Below are 26,241 nucleotides of genomic sequence, written 5' to 3'. Positions count from 1 at the left end.
TTTTATGCTTTACCCCGCTCAAAGTCCTATTGTGACTCACTCCACCACATGTGTGGCTGCGATCGCGCCCTTACTTTGGTAGAGAAACTGCTTAAATCTCTCACCTGCCTGTTCATTTTATCCTGTAGCTAGGTACTTATGCCGCCCAGTTCAAAAACCATGCAAGATCTAGAAAACTCGCAACCTTGGCCTCACCAAGATTGGTATCGCAACGATCTTACCCAAAGAAAAAGTTGGTATGGCGGAGTCGCCCAGGCTTACGACCAAGCCAGGCCACGGTATCCCCAGGCTCTAATTCGGCGAGCCGTAGAGTTGGCGCAACTTCCCGCTGATGCCAAGATTTTGGAATTGGGGTGTGGTCCTGGCATCGCAACTAGGCCATTCGCTCAGCTAGGCTACTCAATAGTTTGTCTGGAGCCAAGCCAAGCTGCTTGTCAGTTAACTCAGCAACACTGTGCAGCCTACCCAAACGTTGAGGTCCACAATACCTCCTTTGAAGAATGGCCATTAGAGGCCCAGGAGTTCCATGCGGTTCTGGCCGCGACTTCTTTCCACTGGATTGATCCTGAGATTAGACATGCCAAGGCTGCTGCTGCGCTGTGCGATCGCGGGTTTCTGATTTTGTTGTGGAACACACCTCCTCAGCCCAGCTACGAAATTTCTCAAGCATTAGAGGCGGTTTATCAAATTCATGCTCCGTCTCTAGCAGGCTATGAAGACCATGCCTTCCATGCGCAGAACTTGAACCAAATTGCTCAACTGGTGGTTGGCTCAGGGCAATTTCAGCACTTACTGTCCGAGCAGTTAATCTGCGAAGGTACCTACAGCATTGATAACTACCTAATGCTTTTGAGTACCTTATCCCCGTACATTGCCTTGGAGCTACAGCAGCGGGAGGCTTTATTTACAGATCTACAAGCAGTGCTAGAAGAAACCTGCGATGGTAGCCTGCCAACTTCCTATCTTTCCGCCTTCCATATTGCTCGAAAGGTCTGAGTTGTCAGGTTTAGCGCTTGATTGCTATACGGCACCTTCTGCTTCTAGGTTCACAAGGTGTCACACTGAGTTTAGAGGATGAGTTGCAATATCAGTGCTTTGAAGTCGGTTATGTCCAAAAAGCAAAAGTTTCCTTATCTAGTTGGCTCCAAGTGGACAGCCCGACAAACCCAGATGGGATGGCGACATTTTCAAGTCGTGAATCGTAAAAATGAAGGTCAATGGGTCTTTGCGGAAATGGTAGCGGCCTGTGACCCCAATGTTCGCTTTTGGCTCAATGCCAAACAACTCAAAAATCGTGCGATGTGGCAGGGGGGCTGGCAGTCTCTACAAGAACAAGGCTTTGAAGCAACTGAAACCGAGCCCCTAGAGACGGTAATTTACCCAACTTAGTTTTGGGCGGATCACCGCCTGTCTTCCCTTCGTTAGACAGAGCCAGCTTCACGGAAATTTATTTAGGCTGAGAGGTGGCTTTGTTGGGAAGGCGCTGCTGTGAACCAGAGTGTTTCAGGGTAGTCCATCAGGATAGCCAAAGCTGGAGTAGATAGTAGGAGCGAAGCGTGGAAACCAAACGGCTGGGCAATACAGGTATCACGATTAGTGCGATCGGTTTGGGTGGCATGCCGATGTCCTTAAGCGATCGCCCCACCGAAACGCAAGCCATTGCCACCATTCATCGTGCCTTGGATCTGGGAGTAACCCTGATCGATACGGCAGACTCTTATTGCAAAGACGAATCCGATAAGCATCATAATGAACGGTTGATTCACAAAGCGCTCCAGCAGTATGACGGCGAGAAAAGTCACGTCAAAGTTGCGACAAAGGGCGGCTTGATGCGCCCCAATGGGTCTTGGACTCGCAATGGCAACCCAGAGCACCTGCGAGAGACGATCCGAGTCAGTTTTGAGGCGTTAGGGGGTGAGCAACCAATTGACCTTTGGCAGTACCACGCTCCTGACCCCAACTACACAATTGAAGCATCGCTCACGCCTGTCAAAGAAGCGGTGGAGCAAGGTTTGATCCGTTTCGTAGGGGTTTCCAACTTCTCGGTCGAGCAAATCAAACAAGCCCGCCAGGTAGTAGATGTAGTCTCGGTGCAGAACCAGTACAACCCCTGGTATCGCCAACCAGAGACAGATGGGGTTTTGGAGTACTGCGAGCAAGAGCAGCTCACCTTTATCCCCTGGAGTCCTTTAGGCGGTAGTCGGCGATTTGGGAAATTGCAAGATATTCCGGCGATCGCCCAACTCGCTCAGTCCTACAACTCTTCTGTTTACTGCATTGTGTTGGCTTGGTTACGTGCTAAGTCTCCCTGTGTGGTTCCCATTCCTGGCGCAAGCAAGCCTTCTAGTATCGAAAACTCTGTACAAGCGATCGAGGTGCAACTGTCAGCAGCAGACATCACGGCGATCGATCGCGCCACAGCTTAGTTAAGCCTCTTATCCAGCTAAGCCTCTGATTTCAGCCAGAATACGGCCATATTTCGCAGCAAACGCTGTTGTTGTCAGCCTAGCAGCGGTGAAACGATGGTACTAAAGCTGCGGAGCTGACCTCCTAAAGTTGCTTAGCGTCTGGATTCATGCTTTATTTCCCTGAGACCCTGCTCAGTTCGTCTGGTGGGCGCTTAGTTGCTCTTGCGACTGGGTTGACTTTCTTGGCTGCTAGCGCACGTTGGCTGAGCGCTAGGGTAGCTACGGCGATCGCCCGTGTTCCAACTAACCCATCACCTCAAACCCCAACCATTCCAGACGAGTGGCATCCAGACGAGTGGCAACCGTTTCAGCAAGCGCCCCTCGCCGCGATCGCCTGGAATGTACATGGTGAGATCACCCACTGGAATCCCAGTGCAGCTCAAGTCTTTGGTTACAGCCCCCAGGAAGCGATCGGTCGGCAAGCAGCTTTAATCGTCCCTAGCCACATCAAGGCTTATGCCAATCAAGTTTGGCATGACCTGATCAACCAACGCGGGGGCACTCGCAGTATCAACGAGAATGTGACACAAGATGGCAGAACAATTATTTGTGAGTGGTTCAATGCGCCGCTACTAGACGCACAAGGGCAGGTGCTTGGGGCCATTTCTTTCGTGCAGGATATTACAGAACGCACGCAGGTTGAGAAGCAACTGCTACAAAGTGCTTTTTTTGATAGCTTGACTGGCTTACCGAATCGCGCTTTCTTTAGCGATCGCCTGCACCAAGCAGCCGCCAAAGTCAGCCGCCAATCTGATGGTTGCTTTGCCGTTCTTTTTCTCGACCTAGACCGCTTCAAAGTGGTGAATGACAGTCTGGGACATTTATTCGGCGACCAGTTGCTGGTTGAAGTCGCCCAACGATTGCAAGCTTGCTTACATATAGGCGACACGCTAGCTCATCTGGCTGGAGATGAGTTTGCGATTCTACTAGAGCACATTCAAGACATCAAGGATGCGACCTGCGTAGCAAGGCAGATTCAAGAAGCCGTCAAGAGGCCCTTTATGCTCAATGGCCATGAGGTGTTTACCACCATTAGTATTGGCATCGCCCTCAGCACGATTGATTACGAAAAGCCAGATAACCTGCTGCGGGATGCAGACACAGCCATGTATCGTGCCAAAGCTTTAGGCAAAGCTCGGTACGAAGTCTTTACTTTGGCCATGCACGATCATGCTGTCACACTGCTGCAACTCGAAAATGACCTGCGACGAGCGATTCAGCGGCAAGAATTTTTAGTGCATTACCAACCAATTGTTTCGCTGCGAAACAGCAAAGTGATTGGATTTGAAGCTTTAGTCCGTTGGCAGCATGCTACAAGAGGCCTCATTTCCCCAGCGGAATTTATTCCGGTTGCTGAAGAAACGAACTTAATTGTGCCCATCGGATGGTGGGTACTGGAAGCCGCTTGCCAGCAGATGCGGTCTTGGCAGCTGCAATTTCCCACGACAGCAACTTGGACAATGAGCGTGAATCTCTCTGGGAAGCAAATTGCCCAACCCGATCTAGTAGAACGAATTCGTCAAATTCTGACGGCAACGGGTTTGAGCCCTCGCAACTTGAAATTAGAAATTACCGAGAGCGTGCTCATGCAGAATCCTGAGGCGACCACAGCCCTCTTTTTACAACTGCAAGCCCTAGGAATTCGGTTATCAATTGACGATTTCGGGACAGGTTATTCCTCGTTAGCTTATCTGCATCACTTTCCCATCGACACCTTGAAGATCGATCGCTCCTTTGTAACGAGTGTAGATACAGATGCCGAGAAGTTAGCCATCATTCGCACCATTGTTACCCTAGCCTGGAACCTAGGAATGGATGTAATTGCCGAGGGTGTGGAAACAGCGAAGCAGTTAGCTCAACTCAAAGCCTTAAAGTGTGAAGCAGGACAAGGTTACTTGTTTGCTAAGCCTATGAGTGGTGAGGCAGCAACGGCCTTTATTCAAGCTCATTGCTACCGCTTCACCCGCAAATCTAGTTGAGATATTTGGCGATCGTGTTTTCCTAGCGCACCACCGTAAATGGGAACCGCACAGCGGCCTTCGTGTCATCGACAGAGCCAGTCAACTCTTTGGTCTCTCCTTGGACTAGCACGGTTAAGGTAAAGGGAACTGGACCCGAAGCCGCACAGCGCCGATATAACCGCGCCTCGACTGTGTACTTACCTGCTGACGACCCACCTGTGGGCCAAAAAATATTTTCAACGGGTTTGGCGACAGGCTTGATGCAGTCAGCATTGGCGTCTACATCCTGCTGTCCCCCGGAACGAATACGAGGATTTTTGTAGAACACGGTCTGACCACTGGGGTCAGTAACGGCCAAGTCTAAGTCATCCACCGTTTCCCAGCGCAACGTGGCTTGAATATCGCCAGTGCCCAACTCTGGTTCTTGCCCTCCCGTCACACAAAACACGTCTAAGTTAATCAACCGCCCCGAATCAGTCTTCATGTAGCAAGCTAAGCTCGGTTCCCTGCTAGGTTTTGCCAGCGGATACCCAAATTGCTTGGTTGGCGATGGATTCGCAAAGCTAGGAGCAGCAAACCCTAAAGCCAAAATCAGTGAGACTGCCGTTGGGCGAATGAGTTGCAACATGGTGCTAGGTAGATTGAGAAATGGCGAATGAGGATGCTTATAGAGTTCCCTAGCCAGAAAGAAAAATCAGAAGGTAGCTGCTAGAGGTTAAGCCAGAGGTTAGGCCAGAAGTTAGAGCAGAGGTAGGGCGATCGCACTTCCGTGTCCAAGGCACAATGGGAAAGGGCGTTCCTTCGGGTATTGAATCGGGTATGTCTATCATCGTGGCTGAAGACCTGAGCAAGGTCTATCCTGTAGCGGTCAAAGAGCCAGGTCTGAAGGGGACATTGCTTCACTTCGTGCGGCGTAACTACCGCTTGGTGCAAGCAGTACAGCAAGTTTCGTTTCAGATAGAAGCGGGTGAAGTGGTTGGTTTTTTGGGAGCTAATGGTGCAGGCAAAACCACTACACTCAAAATGCTCACCGGGCTGATTCACCCTTCATCGGGACAAGTTCGGGTGGCGGGGCAGGTACCGTTTCGGCGTGAGGCCAGCTTTCTGCAAAACATCACGCTAGTCATGGGTCAAAAGCAACAATTGATCTGGGACTTGCCAGCGCTGGATTCTCTGCGGATCAATGCTGCGGTTTATGGCATTTCGGACAAAGAACTCCAGTATCGGATTGGCGAATTAGCCGAGATGTTGTCTCTGCAAGCCAAGCTAACCCAACCTGTCCGGAAGCTGTCTCTTGGTGAACGGATGAAAGCCGAACTTCTAGCAGCTTTGCTCCACCATCCTCAAGTTTTGTTTCTAGACGAACCCACTTTAGGCTTGGATGTCAACGCTCAGGTGAGTGTACGGGACTTTTTGCGGGAATATAATCAGCGCTATGGAGCCACTGTGCTGCTGACCAGTCACTACATGGCAGACATCACAGCGCTGTGTAAGCGGGTGCTGGTGATTCATCAGGGACAGTTGATTTACGACGGTAGCTTAGAAGGGCTGTCGGAACGCTTTGCCCCTTGCCGTGAAGTCAAAGTGGAATTGGCTCAACCCAAGTCCAAAGCGGAGTTGTTGAGTTACGGGGACATCGAAGCGGTGGATGGCCGCATGGTGCGATTTGTCGTACCTCAAGAATCTTTAACCCGTACAGTGGCTCGGATTCTCGCGGAACTAGAGGTGGTCGATCTAGCGGTGACAGACCCTCCGATCGAAGAAGTGATCGGTCAGTTGTTCCGGGCAGGAGTGGCGGTATGAGGAGAGCCTGGAAAATTACTCAAGCTTTGCTCTCGGTTTACTACGCTTATATGTTGGAGTACCGAGCGGAGCTGCTGTTGTGGGCTTTGTCGGGTTCCTTGCCCCTGATATTGATGGGAGTTTGGATTCAAGCAGCTCAAGGCGGACAGTTGAGCTTGTCTCCTATCGATTTTGTGCGCTATTTTTTGGCCGTGTTTATCGTGCGGCAGATCACGGTCGTTTGGGTGATTTGGGAGTTTGAGAAAGAAGTGGTGGAGGGCAAGCTGTCACCCCGACTCTTGCAGCCGCTTGATCCGGTTTGGCATCATGTCACTGCTCACGTATCCGAAAGATTGGCGCGTTTGCCCTTTGTCGGTGGGCTAATTATTTTATTTTTCCTGCTCTATCCGCAAGCGGCCTGGATTCCACCCGTAAGCAATATTTTGTTGTTTAGCTTAGCGACTGCGATCGCCTTTGCTTTGCGTTTTCTGATTCAGCATACCTTTGCTTTATTCGCCTTTTGGATCGAACGAGCCAGTGCGATCGAGCAGTTCTGGTTTTTGCTTTATCTCTTTTTATCCGGTTTGGTAGCACCGTTAGAGATGTTTCCGCCCGCAGTTCGCAACGTGGTTCTGTGGACGCCGTTTCCTTACATGGTCCACTTTCCTGCCAGCTTACTCGTCGGACTGCCAGTGAATTTCGGCCAAGGATGTTTAGTCATGGCAGGCTGGGGTTTACTGTTTTTGGGGTTAAATCGTTGGCTCTGGAGACAAGGGCTGAAGCAGTATTCGGGAATGGGGGCTTAAGGAGGGAGGAAAAGGGTGAGGAGTGAGGAGAGAGGGGTGAGGAGTTAGAAGGAAGGACGAAGGATGAGGGAGGAAGGATGAAAAAAGAAGAGAGGATCAAGGAGAAAGGGATACAGCGTTATGGGCGGGTGTTGCGGTTGTTTTGGGGAACGGCGATCGCGGCGGAGATGGAGTATCGGCTCAACTTTGTGCTGTCGGCTTTTACGAGTTTGGGCAACTTGATTGGTAGTTTGTTTGGGCTGTTTTTGTTTTACCGTACAGACTACACCTTTGAAGGTTGGTCTTGGGACGAAGCCTTGGTGGTGTTGGGCGTGTTCACCGTGCTTCAGGGCTTTTCCAGTACCTTTCTCGGCCCCAACTTAAACCACATTGTGCAGCATGTGCAGCAGGGTACGCTGGATTTCGTCCTGTTGAAACCGATTAACAGTCAGTTTTGGCTCTCAACCCGTACTATTTCTCCTTGGGGCTTACCGGATATCTTATTTGGTTGCTTGGTGATTGGCTATGCGGGGCGGCGGTTGGGAATTGAAGCTCCTGCTTATTTCCTTGGTGCGGTGCCATTGTGCTTCGGGTTTATCAGCCTCTACAGCTTGTGGTTTATGTTGGGAGCCACGAGTATCTGGTTCGTTAAAATCTATAACGTCACCGAAGTTTTGCGCGGTTTATTAGAAGCGGGCCGTTATCCAATGGTGGCTTATCCCGTCGCTTACCGATTTTTCTTTACCTTTATCGTGCCTGTGGCGTTTCTGACCACCATTCCTTCCGAAGCCCTACTAGGCCGAGTAGAACTCGTTTGGTTGCTGGGAGCAGGCTTGTTAGCCTTAGCTTTGTTCTTAGTCTCTCGGATGTTTTGGCAGTTTGCTTTGCGCTTCTATACGAGTGCGTCCAGTTGAGCAGCATGGATGACTCAGCAGCGCGATTTATTTTCCTATTCTTAGATGGGGTGGGATTAGGAGAAGCGCAAGCAACTAACCCTTTAGCGGCGATCGCGGCCATGCCATTTCTCACTCAGCTTCTAGGGGGGCCACTACTGGCTAGACGAGCAACTTGCCAGGCGGGACTATTATTGCAACCGATCGATGCCATCCTCGGAGTGCCAGGGCTACCCCAGAGTGCGACGGGCCAAACGTCGTTATTTACAGGCTGTAATGCTCCTGCTTTTATGGGACGTCATCTCAGTGCTTTTGCCAATGGCTCTTTGCGAACTTTGATTGAAGCCCACGGCATGTTCAAGCAGGTGCTGAGCTTGGGCGGCTCTGTTACCCATGCCAATCTCTATTCTCCCGCCTACTTTGAGGCGATCGCGCAACGGCGACGGCGTTATTCGGTGGGCACGCTTCTGGCCCTGACCGCTGGGGTGCCTTTTCGCATGGGGGGAGGAGGCGATCGCCAAGCTGCGATTTCCTGGGATATTACGGGCGAGTATGTGAATCAGCGGGGCGGCAATGTTCCACCCCTGACACCCGCTGCCGCAGGGCAAAGACTGGCCACAATTGGGAGCCAGCACCATCTCACGCTATTTGAGTGTTATCTCCCCGATTACGCAGGTCATAGTCAGGACAAAGTCCAAATCGTTCAGGTTTTGCGGTTAGTAGATGCGTTTGTTGAGAGTGTCGTGGCGCATCTCCAAACTGGAGTGAACCTGGTGATTAGCAGTGACCACGGCAATATCGAGGACTTATCCCATCCGCATCACACCTCCAATCTGGTGCCGCTGATTGTGATTGGCCCTCAAGCGATCGCGTTTCAGTCTGTGCAAGACATTACAGGCATTACACCCAAAATCGTGGAGTTGTTACAAGTTGGCAGCAATACGGCTCCAAGCTTGTACCACGTTTTGTAACTCTGCTGGTAACTGATTTTGCACCATATCCGCATAACGAGCCGTTACAGTAGGCCCAGACAGCGTCACGGTGAAATAGTCGGCGGCTCCCTGAGGAGCAGGGTAGCTATGGCGATTGAATTGAGCAAAGTTTTGCTGTTCGAGTAATTGCCGAAAGCGTTGCACCTCAGCCGGAGATACTTGCACCACTTTCACAGGAGTAACAACACCATTGGGTTGTAATTGACCTTGAATCAGCTGACCATTTGCTTGCAAAGCGATCGCGGAAGTTTGTCCTGCAATGCCGCCACTGGTGACTACTCGAAAGATAACTCCTGTGGTTAGGGGCGGAATCAATTCACTGCCACCAATCAAGTTTGGCTTCAAGCCTGTCGCGCCACTCACATTACTGGCTTGGCGATCGAACTTCACCAAGGAACCAGAATCATTGGTGCGATAGGCTAAGCGCTGCCCCCCACTTTCTACAGTGACGAGCCAACCGGGAACGATAACAGCAGCACAAAACACCCCCGGTTCAGCTAAGCCTAAGCAAGCATCAGGCCAAGTGGTTTTTTCTGATTGCACAATTTGCAACTGGGTAGTAGGTACCCGAAATTGCTGAGCCGCAGCCTGTAAGACAGTTCTAGAAACGTTTTTGGGTAAGCCCGCTGGGTAAAGCCCGCTGGCTGCCGTGTCTAACTTGATCACTGAGCCAGATTCATTGGTGCGATAAACCAACTGCTGCGATCGCCCTGCGACTGTAACTTGCCAACCCGGAGTTTCGGCTTGAGTGCAAAACTCACCAGAGGTCGCCAAACCTAAGCAACCATTACTCCAGGTTTGCTTGGCAAACTTGGCAATCTGGACTTGAGTCGCTGCAATTCCCAATTGCTGAGCCGCTGCTTGAGTCACGCTAGCCGCGATCGCCTGGGGTAAATCGGCCTTGGAAGCATCGACTGCTAGACGTAAGCTTTGGCCAGTTTGGTCAGTGTGGTAAACCCAAGCCTGCTGTCCAGCGGAGAGTACCACTCGCCATCCTGGAACTTGGGCTTGAGTACAAATTTCATTGGTAGCAGCTAACTCTAAGCAGCCGTTATTCCAGACTTTTGGCTCGGCTAAAGTGACTCGCAACCTACCAGGTGGAACATTGATGCGGCGAGCTAAATCTTGTCGAACCAAGTTCTCTACAGAAGCTGGAAATGAATTGCTGGTTGAAGAGCCAGTACTTCTACCTCGCCCCCGACGACCTTGCTGGGCCAGTAAAGTTGCCTGTTCTGGCTGACCAAGCACTGCCTGTGGAGCCAAGGGAGAAGCATGAGTCGTGGTGGCCGCGATCGCGGCACTCAGCCAACCCAAACTAGAACCAACCGACAAAATTCCTGTCAACAACACAACTACGAAGCGAGGCGATATTGATGAGGCAGCAATGGTTGCAGAACGATATTGGGTCGGGGGTCGCATAGAAAACCTCACAAGAACTCACTAAACTCAAGCTGATGATGCAGCGCCAATGAGCATGATTGACTCGGCAATTTTAAGACGCTGCTACAACAATTTATGCCAGCCTGACAAAACTTCAGACGGCGATCGCTTACAGATGAGTTCCGTTAGGGTTCCTATTGCTTAGGAGGAGTGATTTGATTGGGCAGAGTGGGCAACCCTGCTTTCTGCAAAAACTGATTAAAGCCTGCAGGTTGGATGAGATACCAAGCAGTTGAACCTGCGAGAACCAACGCTCCTAACATCAACAGGGTAGAAAACACTTGGGCGATCGCGCCTGGAGCATTAGAAGAACGTCGATGCGATAGAGATGGCGTCGGCGTTGTCCTGACTACTGTGGAGCGAGGTCTGGAAGCGTTAGCAGTCGCAGCAGTTTTGCTAGATACAGTACCGACTTTGCCTGCACCCACCACAGGGGCAGTTTCCATTTGGCGCAACTGCTGGGTTACAGCTAAGGGTTGCCGTTCGGTGCGACACCACTGACGCAGAGCAGCCGCAGTAATGCCACAGAGATTAGGTGCTTCTACTCCTTGGACCCGCTGCAACAAAGACTGATCGGTCGTCACTAAAACCACCAACGAACCGGGATGGTTGCGTGCTAACCCATAAGCGGCTTGGGCTACAGCTAAGGATAGCCTAGCTTTTTTGCTAAAAGATTCTCCGCTCGCAGGTTTGAGAGAAGCATGGGGCGCACTGATGGCCGTCATATGCCAGCCACTATCAGGGTAGAAGCGCATGAACTCTCTAGCCGTCTGCTCCAAGCTCGCCTCTGGCGCTCGGTCATGGAGATAACGGATTTCGTCAAAAACAACCTGGGGAATAAAGCACTCGCCTACACGAGAGAATTCCTGCCACTCTCTAGTTTTTCCTACTTCCAGAGCGCTTAAATCCAAAACCACTAAAATCGGAGCTGGTGCAGCCATAGCGATTCGGTGTCACACCTTGTAATGCTGAGTAATGTAGATGAAAGAATGAATTGAGGAGCACCCTATTCAAATTATGGATGATGGCCGCTAAAATAGCAGACTTTCTGGTGAAGTTAGCCACCAATTCCTAAGCGGCCTGCCAAGCTAGGGGTAAGGGGCAGGAGGGTGGCAATCATTAAGAACAGAGCCAGCAATCCTAAGCCAGCGCGGGCATCGTTGGGTTCGGAGAGTTCATTAAGACTAGGCCGCTCTAAATCTCGCTGTAAAAACAGAATGATGATCGCCCAATACAAGGCCAAGGCATTAGCAAAAGCCGCGATCGCCAAAAGAATTAAAGTCGCTACCGTGGTTCTGCCAGCCGTTTTGCGGCCATAAATGGCTTGCACGATCCGCCCACCATCCAATTGGCCAGCAGGCATGAGGTTCAACGCGCTCACCACTAAGCCCAACCAACCAATCACAGTCAGGGGATGCACATCGACCAGCGAGTTTTGCAAAGCAGACCCCAACACCACTTTCGCCAAGGTGCCGACCAGAATCGAACCTTTGAAGAAGTCCGCTGGCACCTGGAACAAACTGCCGGGATGAGACAAGACTAGCCCCATTACCAGCATCAGTAAGGAAATTAAGCCTCCTGCGGCTGGTCCCGCAAACGCCACATCAAAGAGCACGGTGCGGTTGGGCACAATCGACTCGAAGCGAGTCAAAGCTCCGAACGAACCCAGTTGAGAGGTCGGGAAGAAGAAAGGTGGGCTAAGGCGCACTTGATGACGGCGGGCCAGAACTCGATGACCGATTTCGTGAGCTGCCAACACGGCCAAAATTCCGCCCCCAATCGGTAAAACTTCTCGGAACCGTTCTGGAGCACTGAAGAAATCGAAACCTAAGAGAATGCCGCCTGTTTCTAAGCAAGTTGCCACCGTCGCGATCGCCAGTGACAAAGCCAAGAGCTTCTGTGGCAGCGTGGTGGGCTTGGGGTCGTTGCGACTCGGCAGCACAATCACGACTGGCCTGCCATCTTGGTTTTCTACCAAAAACAAGCGATAGCGATCGCCCAATCGCTCTTCCAAGCTACCCGCCAGACGGCTATAGGCAGCCTCTACATCTCCTCGCAGGTTGCCCTTAAAAATGGCTCCATCTTGGTAAGGAATGGTTTCAGTAGCGAAGAAGGTATCAATCCCAAAAATGCCTTGAATGGCCTGCAAATCTGTGGCAGGAATGGGTATGCCTTCGCCTTCCCCAACAGAAGCAGTTGATTCAGTTCCGGATGACCCAAGTTCACCCTCAGCTTTCTGGTTGGCGGGTTCAGCATTCACTGCTTGCCGTGCCTTCAGCATGGCAGTTGCTCGTTCTTGCAACACGGTGTCTTGACTAGCCGATCGCAATTGATTGCCTAAGAAAACATAGAGAGCAGTGGACCCAACTACTAGGAACAGAATGCCGACTAAGTTGAGATAGATGCCAGCGGCGAATAGCCCGAAAAACAGCAGCCAAGGTAGCATCAATACCACGGACTGTAGCCAAGCCAGAATCCCTAGCTTGCCAAAAGATTTAGCTCGGTAAAATCCCCAGCCCAAAATTCCTAGGGTAACTAGGACCATTAAAGTGATGGCAGAGGCTTCTGACGCAGCAGTAATCATGGTTATTGTTGGCTCCTGAAATAGAACCCGACAAAGTCAGGCACTAGCTGATGTGCTGCTCCTGCTGAAAAGGATCGAGATGCTACATCTCGGCTGTCAAAAAACTTTAGTCAACGAAGCAGCCACGTATAGATACGACGTTACCACAAAAGCTGCAACTCAATTGGATCAAGGCTTTCAAGCGTTACGAAATAATCACTTAAAAATATCTTCAAAGCTAGTTTGGAAGCTAAAAAGTAGCCCACTAAGTTTAATTCTGTTTTCTCACTTCTCCTTACAAACAATCGGACCAAGAAGCAAAGTTCGAAGATTTCTCAGAATATTTGCAATGAATAACATAGAACCGTCCCGAACTGCTTTGAGATGGTTATATTGGGACAAATGTCAACGAAGAAAACAATGAACGAGAACGAACAGCAGATTCCTTCAGAGGAGCAGATTGCAGCTCGCCTTGTAAATCTAGTTGAAGGGATAGTACAGGAGAGATTAGGTAAGTATGAGGAAGAACTGGCAGAACTGAAGAGAGAGGTTCGAGAACTGAAAGATAAAATGCCTAGTACTGCAACTAGTGCAGCTCTTAAGCTACAGCAAGATACTATGCGGGCTCAAGCAAGGGGTTCTGGCCTCTAAAATTTTTACACCTCTAATACGTAGCTTAATACCTCTAACTTTTGGGTTAGAGGTAATTTTTACTTATTGTTTACAACTAAGAATTTGAGTCCTACTTGAAATTAATTTGTTTGCTGATAGCTCAGTACCGCTTGTCGCAAGTTGCCTTGGTGTTCTGCTAGCAAGCGATCACCCTCTTCTCGTGATAAGCCTGTCCAATGCATCAACAGCGCTAGCTTCACCGAGCGACCGCTGCGCTCCAGCAGCCAACCTGCTTCTTCGCGGTTGAGATCGGTTAAATCTTGCAAAATTCGCAGGGCGCGATCGTGCAACTTTTTGTTGGTGACGGAAACATCGATCATGCGGTTGCCGTACACCTTGCCCAGTTGCACCATCGCTCCAGTAGACAGGATATTGAGGGCTAGCTTGGTGACAGTACCAGACTTGAGGCGGGTAGAGCCTGCGAGTACTTCTGGCCCCACAATCAAGCGAATATCAATGTCTGCTTTGACGGGAACCTGCTCCGCTGGCACGCAGGCGATAAAAATCGTCGTAGCTCCCCGTTGCCGTGCGGCTTGCAACGCTCCGTGAACATAGGGAGTGGTGCCCCCAGCCGTAATGCCCACCACCACATCTAGTTCTGTGATGTGACGATGGGCGATCGCCTCTGCCCCATCTTCAGCGCGGTCTTCCAAGTCCTCGGAACTCCGCACCAATGCGCCCGCGCCCCCAGCAATAATGCCTTGGACTAATTCAGGTGGCGTACAAAAAGTGGGAGGACATTCGGCGGCATCCAAGACTCCCAAGCGACCACTGGTGCCTGCACCGATGTAAAACAGCCGTCCCCCTTGTCGCAGTGACACAGCCGTCCGTTCGATCGCCTGAGCTAGTTCTTGCCGAGCTGCTGCGATCGCGGCAATGGTTTGGGCGTCTTCCCGGTTAAATAACTCAACCAACTCTAGAGCACTGAGTTGATCGAGATTCTGACTGTTGGGGTTCACTTGCTCCGTCAGCAAGTAGCCGCGCTCATCAGGAAAATGCTGGGGGAGCTGTTCGCCATTGACAGGGCTAGCAGGGTGAGGGTCTTGAGGCATGTTACTTATAGAAGTCCTTCCAAACGACGACGAATGCGGTCGATCTCCGAGTCTGGAGCTTCTGCTTCGGGTTCCGCCCCTTCTTCGCGCCAATCGGTTTCTTCTACATTGGATTCTGGAGGCATTGCCAGGGTGTCTTCTGGAACCAAGTTGCAGTCGTAGTCAGCACCTTGGCAAAATTCTTCAATTTCTTCTAGTTCAAATACTTCCACCGATGGGGTTGGGAAGTCCTGAGCTTCCAACAACAAACCAAACCGAGTGGCATCATCTTCCGACTCAAACATCAGCACCACATTGCGTTCTCCCCGCTCCGGGTCTTGAATTTGAATCGTGTGAATTCCTTCGTTTTCAGTTCGGGCATTAAAAAGTAGAACGAACACACGCATGGGTTTTAGGCATCTTGTGACCACAGTTCTTTCCTATCTTAGAGGCGATCGCGACGAGTGCATGCGCTAAGCTCATTCTCAACTTCGATCCATCGCTACCTGAAACTTGCAACTCCAAATCGGAGTCAAGCTCTGGGTGGAATGCTATTGATTCACCCGAGGCTACTGAAACCGACTGAACCACCATCCCAAAATACTTTCAGAAGAATGTATTGGTTTTTGTAACCCAACGATGGTTTCAGCTTGGGAATTTGAGCATCGTGGGATAGATTCTTATTGGCGTTCCCCAGCTTGCTATTGTTGCAGATGCGATGACCCAGTCTTCTCCTCCGGGTAACGAACCCACCCCTCCTAGCCGACGCCTGTGGCTGCTCCTGTTGAGCCGTACCAGCGCTGTTGTTGGAGTTGTTTTGCTTGCTAGCATCACTGGCGGTGCTTGGTGGGCCTGGAATTTTGTGCGTAACGACCTCGCCCCACTGATTGAGAAGAACCTCAGTCAAACTTTAAGCCGCCCGGTAGAGCTAGGAGAGGTGGAGCGATTTGATCTCAATAGCATTCGCTTTGGGGCTTCTGCGGTGCCTGCGACACCCACCGATCCCGATCGCCTTGCTGTGGCTGCGGTAGAGGTCGAGTTTAATCCGTTGCAGCTATTGTTCACTCGGACGCTGAAGCCCAGCATTACTTTAGTCAAGTCCACCATTTATGTAGAGCAAGCCAAGAGCGGTGAATGGATTTCCACGCGAGTTAAAGCTCAAGAACAGGCGGGGCTGATCAAAACGGACCTAGATGTGATTCGCTTTCGCGATGCGGGCATTGTTCTGATTCCCTATCCTGATCCTCGGAGCAAACGAGTGGCGATCGCGTTTAATCAAGTCAATGGTGCGGCCAACTTTTTTGACCAAAACCAACGAATTGCCTTTGAGGTCAGTGGCAAACCTTTGCGCGGAGGCAATCTGCGGCTGAAGGGCGAATCCCAACTAAAAAGCCAGCAGACAAACTTACAAATTCGAGCCCAAGATCTCCTAGCGTCGGATGTAAGTCGGATTATTGACCTGCCCCTTGATTTTCAGGGGGGGCGCGTGGATGGCACGCTGGCTGTGCGGTCTCACCCGGATGAACCTGTGAAGCTAGAGGGGCGAGCGGAACTAAAAACTGTTACGGCGCAAGTGAGGCAAGTCCCACAACCTTTCCGACAGGCCAAAGGCTTTGTGCGCTTCCAAGGGCAGCTAATTGGGCTGGAAAACATCAGCACGTTTTATGGCAAATTGCCGATCCAAGTGGCAGGAGTGCTCAACACCCAGTCCAACTACGATTTGCGGGGACGCTTAGCCCCAGTCAGTGTGGCTAATTTGCTCGACACCCTCAAGGTTGAAGAGTTACCCTTTGCCACCGCAGGAGAAGTACGGGGAGCCTTTTTACTGCGGGGGCCGATCGCCAAGCCTGTCCTGGCAGGCACCGTTGTCACCACCAAAACCGCTCGGATCGATAAAGTTGATTTCAGCCGCATCAGCACTAACTTTGCCCTGGTCACAGCAGAGTCTAAAGTTATTTTCGATCAAATTAAGGCAACCCCAGAGGTGGGCGGTACGGTCACAGGTAGCGGTGGCATCAAATTTGGCGAGGCAGGCGGTCTCGTTTTAGATTTCGCGGGCCAAAACTTGCCAGGAGACGCGATCGCTCAAACCTACGGCACTGAATTGCCCACCAGCATTGGCTTAGTCAGTGGTAGAGCCCAAATTTATGGGCCTTTGGGTGGCAATTTGCAAACTGTGGTACAGGCGCAGGCCCCCAATGCCGCAGGTGGCATCGTCAGCGCCAGAGCCCGGTTAGCCGAAGGTCGCTGGCAAGCCCTGGTCAAGGCGCAGCAAATTCAACTCAGTCGGTTTGAGCAAGTCCCCGCCCAGTTTCGCGGCCAACTCAGTGGCGAAATTGCCTTGGCAGGCACCACTGATAATCCACAGACGAATGCGGTTCAAGCAGCAGGTAAAGCTTTCCTGAATGTGGTGGGGGGCACTGTTGCCCTGAACAACATCAGTTTGAACCAAGGCCGCTGGCAAGCGTTGGCAGATTTATCCCAAATTCAACTGAAACGCCTTTCACCGGACTTACGCGGACAGTTGAGTGGTGCTTTACAGTTGGCAGGTACGACTGAAGCCTTTGACCTCAGTGCAATTCAAGCAGCGGGTCGGGTGCGGCTCTCGGAAGGGTTGGCGATCGTGCAGCAACCCCTGACTGCCTCGGTGCGTTGGACAGGACAAAACTTACTGGTGCAAGAAGCGACCGCTCCTAACTTGAGTGCCAATGGCATCGTCGCCGTGCGGACCGAAGGCAAGAATGCGCCAGAAGTTACCAACCTCAACTTAAATGTGCAAGCCCGTGACTACGCCCTCAACGCTCTCCCCTTTGCGGTGCCTAGCACTTTTCAACTGGCAGGCCGAGCCGATTTTACGGGTCGCTTAACGGGCACGCCCACGGCTCCCAACGTCGCAGGCAATTTGCGGCTGAATCAATTTGCCCTGAATGGCGTTCCTTTTGAACCCGTTCTGGCAGGCAACCTCAAGGTAGTCACTGGACAGGGGTTAAATCTGGCGGTGGCAGGCGATCGCGATCGCATTGACTTGGCCCTCGACCCTAACAATCAACCCAGAGCTTTCTTAATCCAGCGAGATGAGGCGATCGCTCAGGGTAAGGCCCAAGGCGATCAATTGTTGGTGAATGTCCAGAGCTTCCCACTGGCCGCGTTGAATCTGGCTCCCGGAGCCCAGTTCGGTTTAGGGAATGTGGCTGGACTGCTCAGCGGCAACTTCGATGTGAACTTGAAGCAATCCTCCGTGGTAGGTGAAGTCGCGATCGCCCGACCCGCGATCGGCACCATTGCGGGCGATGAGTTCCGGGGCCGCTTCCGCTACGCCAATGGCATCGCTGCCTTGACAGGTGGCGAACTCCGCATCGGCCAGAGCCAGTACCTCTTAGCAGGTAACTTCCTGCAAACGGCAGCAGGGCCGCAATTTAAGGGGCAGGTAGATGTTGCGCAGGGGTCGCTGCAAGATATATTGGCGACGCTGCAATGGTTTGAGCTGCAAGACATCACCCGTGGTTTAGGAGCACCAACCTATGCTAGGGCAGCCGATGTGCAAACCGTGGCCGTGGGCGTACCGGAAACACCTCTACAAACCCAACTCCGCCGTTTCTCCGAAATCGAGACATTATTGAGTCAGCAAGTAGCTCGCCGTGAGGCTGCATCTCCTCTGCCTGATTTAGCAGATCTTGAAGGCAACTTCACGGGTGGCATTCGTTTCGCGGGCTCGCCAGAAACTGGAATATCGCTCAATTTTGATATTCAAGGGCAAGACTGGCAGTGGGACGAGTACACCGCTGACCAAGTCGTGCTGAACGGCAGCTTTGAGAACGGCGTTCTGACTTTGTTACCATTGCGCTTCCAATCCGCCGATACCTTAGTTGCGTTCTCCGGGCAAATCGGCGGCAAAACTCAGTCAGGCCAATTGCAAATCGAGAACTTATCCTTAGAAACGCTCGATCGCTTTGTCACTTTACCCGTTGATATCAGCGGTAAGTTGAATGCTACAGCCACATTGGCCGGCAGCTTGGTCAATCCGCAAGCCGTGGGAGAACTCAGCTTAGTCGATGGCACGCTGAACGATACGGCAGTGCAAACCGCTAGAGGCAGTTTTAACTACAACAATGCTCGCCTGAACTTTGGCAGTACTGTAATTGTCAATGGCCCAGAACCGTTAACCGTGGCTGGCAGTTTTCCGGCGGCACTTCCTTTCAGTGCGCCCCCCACCAGCAACGAAATTAGTTTAGATGTGGATGTTAAAAATGAGGGTTTGGCGCTCTTAAATGTGCTCACGCCTCAGGCCGCTTGGGTGGATGGTCAAGGCCAAGTCAACCTTCAAGTCCGAGGGACTTTAGAGCAGCCGATCGCCAATGGTATCGCTACTTTCCAAGATGCCACTTTTGAGGCTCAAGCCCTGCCCGAACGCTTGACCAATGTCAATGGCACCATTCGCTTTGATCGCGATCGCATCCTCGTAGAAGGTATCCAAGGCCAATTTAGCCAGGGACAAGTCAACGCTCAAGGCATTCTGCCGATCTTTACCAGCTTCCGCCCAGGCAACCCAGATGCTGCCACTCCCCTGACGGTTAACCTCGACAAAATTTCGCTCAACCTCAAAGGGCTATACCGGGGCGGCGTAGAAGGACAAGTAATGGTGACTGGCACCGCTCTAGAACCAAGAATTGGCGGTGAAATCAAACTTGCGAATGGCCAAGTTCAACTGCCTGACACTAGTAGCGCTCCTGCAACGGCGACGAATGCCAGCACCAGCGATAGCCAATCCGGTGCTACGGCTACTACGCCTCGATTCAACGATTTGCGACTCACGCTAGGGGATGGCCTGCAAATTGTCCGTCAACCGATTTTAAACTTCCTTGCTGTCGGCGATATTACCCTCAATGGCACCTTAGACAACCTGCGGCCTAATGGCACCATTCGCCTCCGTACAGGCCAAGTCAATCTATTCACCACTCGCTTCACCTTGGCGCGGGGTTATCCTCAAACGGCAGTATTTACTCCCGAACGGGGCTTAGACCCAATTTTAGATATCCAGTTGATTACCTCTGTGCCCGAAGTCACCCGCAGCCGCACAGTTTCTACCTTGTCTCCCTCGGAAGTAGAAGATGTGCCAGCTACGAGTTTGGGGGCCCTGCAAACAGTGCGCATCGAAGCTACAGCGACGGGGCCTGCAAGTCAACTGTTCGACAACTTAGAACTGAAGAGTAGTCCCTCCCGGAGCCGCAATGAAATCGTTGGGCTATTGGGGGGTGGCTTCATCAATACACTCGGACGCGGCGATAGCACTCTGGGGCTAGCTAACTTGGCAGGTTCAGCCTTACTGACCAACATTCAAGGGGCGATCGGTAATGCTTTAGGCCTGAGCGAATTTCGTCTATTCCCCACAATTGTTACTTCTGAAGAATCGCGTTCCTCAACCCTGGGCTTGGCAGCGGAGGCGAGTGTTGACATCACGCAAAACGTTTCTGCCTCTGTGCTGCGGGTGCTAACAGCAGATCAGCCAACTCAGTTTGGTTTGCGCTATCGCCTGAATGAGGAATTTCTGTTACGCGGTTCGACAGACCTTTCGGGAGACAGCCGAGCTGTGCTGGAGTATGAAACTCGTTTCTAACTTTCCTCACAGTTCAAAGTTTCTTGAGTTTGTTTTTGACTCCAAGCGGTATGCCCACTTGCCACCAAGCAGAGGTAACGGCGCGTCATTTCGGGCAGGGTGACACCACTAAATTCTGCCCCTTCAATCTTGACGCCTAGAACGCTGGCATCGCTCAAATCAGCTTGGCTTAGATCTGCTCGGCTCAGATTGCTCCAATCTAATTCGGCCCGACCGAGGTAGGCTCGGTTGAGATTCGCTCCACTCAAGTCGGCTCCGATTAAATTAACGCCCCGAAGCTTGGCTTCAGTAAAATTTGCGGTGGACAAATTGGCCTCCTGCAAATCAGCTCCACTCAACTTGGCCTCACTCAGGTTCACCCCACTGAGGTCTACGCCCCTGAGATCAACGCCGTTGAGGAAAGCTCCTGCCAAGTTCACCCCGTTGAGGAAAGCCCCTTGCAGCATAGCCCCACTCAATCTCGCTCCTTTGAGATTGGCCCAATTGAGGTTGGCTCCTTTAAGGTGAGCATTCCGTAGATTCACACTTTGTAGGGTGGTGCCGCAGAGATTAGCTCGTTGTAAGTTGGCGTTCCGCAGATTGGCATTGCTCAGATTAGCCGCGCTGAGTTTGGCTTTTGCTAAATCGGCTTTGACGAGGAAAGCTCCGTTCAAATTCGCCTTTGTTAAGTCGGAATCGACTAAACAACTTTCACTCAGTTTGGCAAAGCTTAAATTGGCCCAATTAAGAAAGACACCATTGAGATTTGCTTTGGTTAAAAAGGCGCGACTTAAGTTGGCCCCGGTTAGATTGGCACCTTCTAGGTTGATGTCAATCAAGGTTGCTCCACTTAGGTCAGCTCCTCTGAGGTCAACGCCAGCGAAGTCTCGGCTTCCCATTTCGTAGCATTTGAGCAAGTAACTAACGTCCATGTCTTGATGCCTTTAGTTGCGGCTAGCTTAGGGGTGGGCAACGTCGATCTATGGGGCTGACCCAAATTGAAGCTTGGGCTTGTGTTCTTAACTTGCCCAAGCGCTTTTCGGTTCTTGACGCACGAGCTGTTACGTTGTTTAACGGCTTTGAAAACTTTAGAAACACTATCCTTTTATCTTGCTTTTCCATACTAGGAATAGAGGCAGCATCTCAGGGCTACCCTTAAAATTGATTAACTTAATAATGCGTAATTATTAAAGATGCTTCAGGCTGGAATGACCTGAACCAAAGGGTTTAACGTTATTAGATTTTTAGGCGAGCATGGGTAGAAAACTTGGACTTTGGCTGCTTTGGGTTGGGGCGATCGCGTATGCCTTTCTGCTAGCTCCCCCTAACCAACCAGATACTCTCACTCTGATTCAAAAGCTATCTACAGGCGATTGGGAGGGGATTAATCCCCTGATTATTGCTTTGTTTAACATCATGGGCATTTGGCCGATGATCTACAGTGCCTTGTTGTTGATAGATGGCAGAACCCAAAAAATTCCTGCTTGGCCTTTTGTAGCGGGCTCCTTTGGCCTGGGAGCGTTTGCCTTGTTGCCTTACTTAGCGCTCCGCCACCCTAACTCGGACTTCAGTGGGCCTAAAACATCTTTGTTGAAGCTGCTCGACTCCCGTTGGACAGGGGTAGTTCTGGCGTTAGGCACGATCGCTTTAGTCGGCTATGGGGCGATCGCAGGTGATTGGAGTGATTTCGTAGCGCAATGGCAAACGAACCGCTTTATCCACGTCATGAGTTTGGATTTTTGCTTGCTGTGTCTGCTCTTTCCGACAGTGTTGAGGGATGACATGGCCCGGCGAGGATTGCAAGATGCTCGCATTTTCTGGGCTGCCTCTCTACCCTTGTTAGGGCCAGCGCTTTACCTTGCTTTTCGACCACCTCTGAGCAGTTCTGCCGCAACCGAGGCTAAAGGTCTGAGCCAACAACCGACGGTAACGGGCCAATCCTAGAGCGCCACCCTAAGCACCCAAAACCCGGTGGTATGCAAGGGTTGATCAAATGGGGCGATCGCTAAACTGAAGTGAGGCTAAATCCGTCAGGCATGATCGCTCCTCGGAGGCAAGCCCCTTCTAGCGTGGCTTGATTGAGATTTGCGCCTGCTAAATTGGTTCCTTCCAGGGTGGCACAGTTGAGATTCGCACCTGCTAGACAAGCTCCTTGAAGGTTGGCACCGCGTAGATTAGTCATACACAAGTTAGCGTTGCTCAGATCAGCTTGGCTCAAGTTAGCTTGGCTTAAAGTAGCCTCACGCAAATCGGCCTTGCTCAGATTAGCGCGGCTCAAGTTGGCTTTGTAGAGGTTAGTGCCAATACAGTTGGCCCCAATCAGCATCGCTTTGTAAAGAGTGGTGCCCATCAAGTTGGCCATGCAGAAGTTAGCCATACTCAGATTGGCCATTGTCAGGTTAGCTTCGTGAAGAGTAGCGCCGATAAAGTCAGCCATGCAAAGGTTGGCCATGCCCAGATTAGCGCGACTAAGATTGGCTTCCCGCAGCTTTGCCACACTTAAGTCTGCTTCCCGTAAGTCTGCCTTGTAAAGATTGGCTTCCCGCAAATTGGCTTTACAGAGCGTGGTTGTGTAGAGGGTTGCACCTTCCAAATCTGCTTGACTGAGATTTGCTTCGGTCAAGTTTGCCATACAGAGGTCAGCGTGTCGGAGGTTTACCTCTCGTAAGTCAGCCTTGCTTAAGTTAGCTTCTCTCAGCTTCGCTTGGTACAGGTTGGCTGTGTAAAGGCTAGCTCCCATCAGCTTGGCTCGATGGAGATTTGCCGTCTCAAAGTTGGCTAAGCAAAGGTCGGCTGCTTCTAAGTTGATGCCACTCAAATTTGCCTGACTTAGGTTGGCATTTCTGAGGTTGATCGTGTCTATAGAGGCACCCGCTAAACGTGGACTACTTGTAGCTTGGGTCGTCCACCACTGATTCCAACCAGTTACTCCTCGCTCCAGCAAAGCAAGGTGTTCCGGATTTGCCATATGCACCCTAGTCTCACCAGAAAGTCCTTAGGCCTAGGATTCCCCACAGGTGTAATTAGGCAACTTAGCGGATGCTACTTCGTCAGTAATATTTCCAGACAATATTTACAGACCTAACTAAGGTCTAGCTTTGTGCTTGCGAGGCCAACTGACCCGCTAATTGCGTCAAATATTTGTTCAAAGCTGCTTGTTCTGACAAAGTAGGTTTTTGCGAACCTCGGCCATTTAAGGTGTAGCGATCGCTAAACATATCCGCACCTTGATTCGAGCTTTGCCACTGAAACTGACCATATTGCTTTAACAACAATTTTTTGAGCTGCACGCGATCGCTCTCCGGCAAGTTACCTCGGCTCACAACCGTTTGCTTGCGGCAGTCTTCCAAAACATAGGCAGCACTGGAGCGCAAAGTTAGACGCTGACAGATACCTGCAATGCCTCCAGAACGCTCCCAAACGATCGCTGCTTGAGTCTGCTGGGGTTGGGTAGGCGTTGACTTGTTAGCGATCGCATTGGAACTAATGGCAGTTGGCAAAGCCAGGACTAAAAGAGTGACACCGAGAGCCATCGGGCTTTTCATAGCAAGAATTTCCTTGGATAGGGGGCGTTGAACGTGGGGCGTATTGGTAGAAACACTCAACTTCAGCCCTTCTCCGCAGAGCAGTTGACTAAAAAGACTGCTGAAATCGCTCTGGCCCTATTTCCCTAGCTAACGAGAAACCCGCTACGGCTGTTTTCAGGAATCCTCATTAGACTCAATAAAGACTGTGACACTTTACAATCTTTTACTTTCGCAGGAGTCAATCTTTTAGATGTGCCGTTTAATGGGCTACTTAGGGCCATCCATTTCGCTTGATCGCCTGCTCGACAAGCCTGAGCACTCACTCATTGTCCAAAGCTACCAACCCCGTGAAATGACAGCGGGCCTACTAAATGCCGATGGGTTTGGCGTTGGTTGGTACCACTCGCAGCAAGAGACACCTCCCTTCACTTACAAAAACATCCTGCCTATCTGGAACGATCCCAACCTCTCTAGCCTTAGCCGCTACATCGAATCAGGTTGCGTCTTAGCTAACGTTCGTAGCGCGACTCCAGGGTTAGGCGTTGATGTGAGCAATTGTCAGCCTTTTCAGCAAGATCGCATCTTGTTCATGCATAATGGCTTCATCAAAAACTTCCGGCAGACATTGCGTAAAGCCATTTGCGATCGCCTCGATGATACTTCTCATCAGGTGATTCAAGGTACAACCGACTCCGAGCACATCTTTGCGCTGTTGCTACACTACTGGTACCAAGCTCCAGAAAAACCTCTGGAAGAGGCGCTGCACCAAACTCTGACCACTCTCTCTGAGCTAGCAGAGAGCCAACAGTTAGAGTTTTCGGCCAATATCTTGATTAGCAACGGCAAACGGTTGATTGCTTCTCGCTTTGCCAGTCACAGCCCCAACCCCTCTCTCCACTGGCTCCGCGACGACCCTACGCTTCCGGATGCCGTAATTGTGGCTTCTGAGCCTTTGTTCGCTGGAGATTGGACCACCTGCCCAGAAAGTAGCATTCTGACTGTAGAAGATGACCTCGACATCCAGATTCGCCCCATCTGACCCACAGCTCCGCGATCTAGAGTTGCGTCGGCAGCAGATTCAGCAAGCGTTGCAAGACTGCCGCGCAGGTACTCTGGCCCTGTTTCAAGCAGTTGACTCCACCACATTTTGCCAACAAATTCATCCTGAATTTAGTCCCATCGGTTGGCACTTAGGCCATATTGCTTTTACCGAGGGGCTATGGATTCTTGAACACTGTGCGGGTCAAGCTCCTCTGCTGCCCCAATACCGCCGCTTGTTTGCCGCCGATGGCTTGCCTAAAGCAGAGCGCTGCAACTTGCCTAACCTGGCTGATACTTACACGTATCTCGATACCGTGACAACCCAGGTGCTGCAATATCTGAAAGTTGCACCACTTGACTCGCAAGAACGCCTCTGGCACTGGCTATTGCAGCACGAAAGTCAGCATTGCGAAACCATTAGTTTTTTGCTGCAATTGCAGCGGTGGACGGCTGAGTTAAAGCCTTCAAGTAGGCTAGACCAACCCCAGCAGCACTCCGACTCTAGCGATTTTGAGGAAATGGTCTGCATTCCCGCCGGGGCATTTCAGCAAGGCAATGATTCTCTAGACGCGATCGACAACGAGCGCCCGGTACATTCGGTTGATCTCGCTACCTACTGGATCGATCGCTACCCTGTTACCAATGGCCAGTACCGCAAATTTATCGCGGCTGGGGGCTACCAAAACCCCCATTGGTGGTCAGAATCGGGTTGGCAATGGCGACAAGCAAATGGTATTACTCAACCGCTCTATTGGCCAAATGATCCAGCCTGGGCAGCTCATCCTGTCTGTGGCGTTAGTTGCTATGAAGCCGAAGCCTATGCTCGCTTTGTGCAGAAGCGCCTACCTACAGAAGCCGAGTGGGAAAAAGCTGCAAGTTGGCATCCACAGAAACAGCAACGCCAAACCTACCCTTGGGGCGAAGTCTTTCCTAGCGCTGAATCTGGGATTGGACGCTGCAACCACGACCATTTGGAGGGGCAAACGACACTGGTTGATGCTTATCCAAAGGGGCAAAGCTTCTACGGTTGCTACGACATGCTAGGCAACGTTTGGGAGTGGACAGCTTCCTGGTTTGATGGCTACGACGGGTTTGAGTTCTATCCCTATCGTGGCTACTCACAAGTGTATTTTGATGGGCAGCATCGCGTGTTGCGGGGTGGCAGTTGGGTGACACGACCTTGGGGGTTGCGCTGTGCTTTTCGTAACTGGTATGAGCCTGGAACTCGGCAAATTTTGGCTGGCTTTCGCTGTGTGCGGGATGCGGAGCCTCCTGCCGCTTAGCCAGATGCTAAGGATTTCTTGAGTTTTGCTCAGCAACCTTAATGAGAAAATACAAGCGATTAGCCAAAAAATCTCACCTGAGTTCGATTTGGCTAAGATTCGCTGTGTGGTTCTCTATTTAAGAAGCTTCGCAGCGTCAATCTAACGGTTTTACATGGATGCGCTAACTTGCTGCGAGTAGTAACAATCTCGCTTCCATCACACTTACGG

Annotated in this window: 22 protein-coding genes; 13 read left to right on the top strand and 9 right to left on the bottom strand. The window is 51.3% G+C overall.

What is annotated here, in order from left to right:
* Nucleotides 1-138: 138 nt before the first annotated feature.
* The 4 genes from H6F72_RS04110 to H6F72_RS04095 all read left to right on the top strand — a co-directional run bounded on the left by H6F72_RS04110 (nucleotide 139) and on the right by H6F72_RS04095 (nucleotide 4,447).
* The gene (locus tag H6F72_RS04110) at nucleotides 139-996 is read left to right on the top strand and encodes a class I SAM-dependent methyltransferase (RefSeq protein ID WP_242016777.1); all 858 of its coding nucleotides are present in this window, start codon (nucleotides 139-141) and stop codon (nucleotides 994-996) included.
* Between the two features lie 111 nt (nucleotides 997-1,107).
* Nucleotides 1,108-1,389, top strand: coding sequence for a TIGR02450 family Trp-rich protein (locus H6F72_RS04105; RefSeq protein WP_190432126.1), 282 nt, complete (start codon nucleotides 1,108-1,110; stop codon nucleotides 1,387-1,389).
* Between the two features lie 167 nt (nucleotides 1,390-1,556).
* Nucleotides 1,557-2,426: an aldo/keto reductase gene (locus H6F72_RS04100; RefSeq protein ID WP_190432124.1), complete on the top strand. Its 870-nt coding sequence runs from the start codon at nucleotides 1,557-1,559 to the stop codon at nucleotides 2,424-2,426.
* Nucleotides 2,427-2,575: 149 nt separating this feature from the next.
* Entirely contained in the window at nucleotides 2,576-4,447 is a 1,872-nt protein-coding gene (locus H6F72_RS04095; protein ID WP_190432123.1) for a bifunctional diguanylate cyclase/phosphodiesterase, read from the top strand.
* A 22-nt stretch (nucleotides 4,448-4,469) separates the two neighbouring features.
* Here H6F72_RS04095 and H6F72_RS04090 read toward each other — a convergent pair whose 3' ends face one another.
* Nucleotides 4,470-5,057: a hypothetical protein gene (locus H6F72_RS04090; protein WP_190432122.1), complete on the bottom strand. Its 588-nt coding sequence runs from the start codon at nucleotides 5,055-5,057 to the stop codon at nucleotides 4,470-4,472.
* Nucleotides 5,058-5,248: 191 nt separating this feature from the next.
* On the opposite strand from H6F72_RS04090, the gene H6F72_RS04085 reads away from it, so the two are divergent.
* The 4 genes from H6F72_RS04085 (at nucleotide 5,249) to H6F72_RS04070 (ending at nucleotide 8,860) form a co-directional block, all read left to right on the top strand.
* Nucleotides 5,249-6,232, top strand: coding sequence for an ATP-binding cassette domain-containing protein (locus tag H6F72_RS04085; RefSeq protein WP_190432121.1), 984 nt, complete (start codon nucleotides 5,249-5,251; stop codon nucleotides 6,230-6,232).
* Nucleotides 6,229-7,017: an ABC-2 family transporter protein gene (locus H6F72_RS04080; protein WP_190432120.1), complete on the top strand. Its 789-nt coding sequence runs from the start codon at nucleotides 6,229-6,231 to the stop codon at nucleotides 7,015-7,017. Before H6F72_RS04085 ends, H6F72_RS04080 begins: the two co-directional genes overlap by 4 nt.
* Nucleotides 7,018-7,094: 77 nt before the next feature.
* Nucleotides 7,095-7,910 (top strand): ABC transporter permease, encoded by an 816-nt coding sequence (locus tag H6F72_RS04075; protein ID WP_199298873.1) that lies wholly within the window; start codon nucleotides 7,095-7,097, stop codon nucleotides 7,908-7,910.
* A 5-nt stretch (nucleotides 7,911-7,915) separates the two neighbouring features.
* Nucleotides 7,916-8,860, top strand: a complete 945-nt coding sequence (locus H6F72_RS04070) for an alkaline phosphatase family protein (RefSeq protein ID WP_190432119.1) — start codon at nucleotides 7,916-7,918, stop codon at nucleotides 8,858-8,860.
* Here the strand turns inward: H6F72_RS04070 and H6F72_RS04065 are convergent.
* From H6F72_RS04065 to H6F72_RS04055, 3 genes are all read right to left on the bottom strand, one after another.
* Entirely contained in the window at nucleotides 8,813-10,300 is a 1,488-nt protein-coding gene (locus H6F72_RS04065; RefSeq protein ID WP_190432117.1) for a hypothetical protein, read from the bottom strand. The two genes, H6F72_RS04070 and H6F72_RS04065, sit on opposite strands and share 48 nt — an antisense overlap.
* A 155-nt stretch (nucleotides 10,301-10,455) precedes the next feature.
* Nucleotides 10,456-11,262, bottom strand: coding sequence for a PIN domain-containing protein (locus H6F72_RS04060; protein WP_190432116.1), 807 nt, complete (start codon nucleotides 11,260-11,262; stop codon nucleotides 10,456-10,458).
* A gap of 116 nt (nucleotides 11,263-11,378) precedes the next feature.
* Nucleotides 11,379-12,905, bottom strand: a complete 1,527-nt coding sequence (locus tag H6F72_RS04055; protein WP_190432115.1) for a site-2 protease family protein — start codon at nucleotides 12,903-12,905, stop codon at nucleotides 11,379-11,381.
* A 399-nt stretch (nucleotides 12,906-13,304) separates the two neighbouring features.
* Between H6F72_RS04055 and H6F72_RS04050 the strand changes: the two genes are divergently transcribed.
* Nucleotides 13,305-13,535 (top strand): hypothetical protein, encoded by a 231-nt coding sequence (locus H6F72_RS04050; protein ID WP_190432114.1) that lies wholly within the window; start codon nucleotides 13,305-13,307, stop codon nucleotides 13,533-13,535.
* A gap of 101 nt (nucleotides 13,536-13,636) precedes the next feature.
* On the opposite strand, the gene murQ is transcribed toward H6F72_RS04050, so the two are convergent.
* Nucleotides 13,637-14,608 carry an N-acetylmuramic acid 6-phosphate etherase gene (gene murQ / locus H6F72_RS04045; RefSeq protein ID WP_190432113.1) on the bottom strand — a complete coding sequence of 324 codons (972 nt, stop codon included), beginning with the start codon at nucleotides 14,606-14,608 and terminating at the stop codon, nucleotides 13,637-13,639.
* A 5-nt stretch (nucleotides 14,609-14,613) separates the two neighbouring features.
* Nucleotides 14,614-14,994, bottom strand: coding sequence for a DUF3110 domain-containing protein (locus tag H6F72_RS04040; protein ID WP_190432112.1), 381 nt, complete (start codon nucleotides 14,992-14,994; stop codon nucleotides 14,614-14,616).
* A gap of 311 nt (nucleotides 14,995-15,305) precedes the next feature.
* Between H6F72_RS04040 and H6F72_RS04035 the strand changes: the two genes are divergently transcribed.
* Complete coding sequence (locus tag H6F72_RS04035) at nucleotides 15,306-20,201, top strand: translocation/assembly module TamB (protein ID WP_190432111.1); 4,896 nt, start codon at nucleotides 15,306-15,308, stop codon at nucleotides 20,199-20,201.
* Here H6F72_RS04035 and H6F72_RS04030 read toward each other — a convergent pair.
* A complete protein-coding gene (locus H6F72_RS04030; protein WP_190432109.1) occupies nucleotides 20,198-21,112 on the bottom strand; it encodes a pentapeptide repeat-containing protein in 915 nt (304 codons plus the stop codon). The two genes, H6F72_RS04035 and H6F72_RS04030, sit on opposite strands and share 4 nt — an antisense overlap.
* Nucleotides 21,113-21,434: 322 nt before the next feature.
* On the opposite strand from H6F72_RS04030, the gene H6F72_RS04025 reads away from it, so the two are divergent.
* Complete coding sequence (locus H6F72_RS04025; RefSeq protein ID WP_190432108.1) at nucleotides 21,435-22,124, top strand: DUF2834 domain-containing protein; 690 nt, start codon at nucleotides 21,435-21,437, stop codon at nucleotides 22,122-22,124.
* Nucleotides 22,125-22,185: 61 nt separating this feature from the next.
* Here H6F72_RS04025 and H6F72_RS04020 read toward each other — a convergent pair whose 3' ends face one another.
* Together H6F72_RS04020 and H6F72_RS04015 are read right to left on the bottom strand one after the other, a co-directional pair.
* A complete protein-coding gene (locus H6F72_RS04020) occupies nucleotides 22,186-23,148 on the bottom strand; it encodes a pentapeptide repeat-containing protein (RefSeq protein WP_190432107.1) in 963 nt (320 codons plus the stop codon).
* Between the two features lie 124 nt (nucleotides 23,149-23,272).
* A complete protein-coding gene (locus tag H6F72_RS04015; protein ID WP_190432106.1) occupies nucleotides 23,273-23,725 on the bottom strand; it encodes a hypothetical protein in 453 nt (150 codons plus the stop codon).
* A 232-nt stretch (nucleotides 23,726-23,957) separates the two neighbouring features.
* Between H6F72_RS04015 and egtC the strand changes: the two genes are divergently transcribed.
* The gene (gene egtC / locus H6F72_RS04010; protein WP_190432105.1) at nucleotides 23,958-24,746 is read left to right on the top strand and encodes an ergothioneine biosynthesis protein EgtC; all 789 of its coding nucleotides are present in this window, start codon (nucleotides 23,958-23,960) and stop codon (nucleotides 24,744-24,746) included.
* On the top strand, nucleotides 24,715-26,031 hold the full coding sequence (locus tag H6F72_RS04005) for an ergothioneine biosynthesis protein EgtB (protein ID WP_190432104.1): 1,317 nt from the start codon (nucleotides 24,715-24,717) through the stop codon (nucleotides 26,029-26,031). The genes egtC and H6F72_RS04005 overlap by 32 nt, the downstream gene beginning before the upstream one ends.
* Nucleotides 26,032-26,241: the final 210 nt, after the last annotated feature.

Source organism: Trichocoleus sp. FACHB-46 (assembly GCF_014695385.1).
In the GTDB taxonomy this organism is placed as follows: domain Bacteria; phylum Cyanobacteriota; class Cyanobacteriia; order FACHB-46; family FACHB-46; genus Trichocoleus.
The sequence above is the reverse complement of the archived record's forward strand: the minus strand, read 5'-3'. Positions and strand labels throughout refer to the sequence as shown.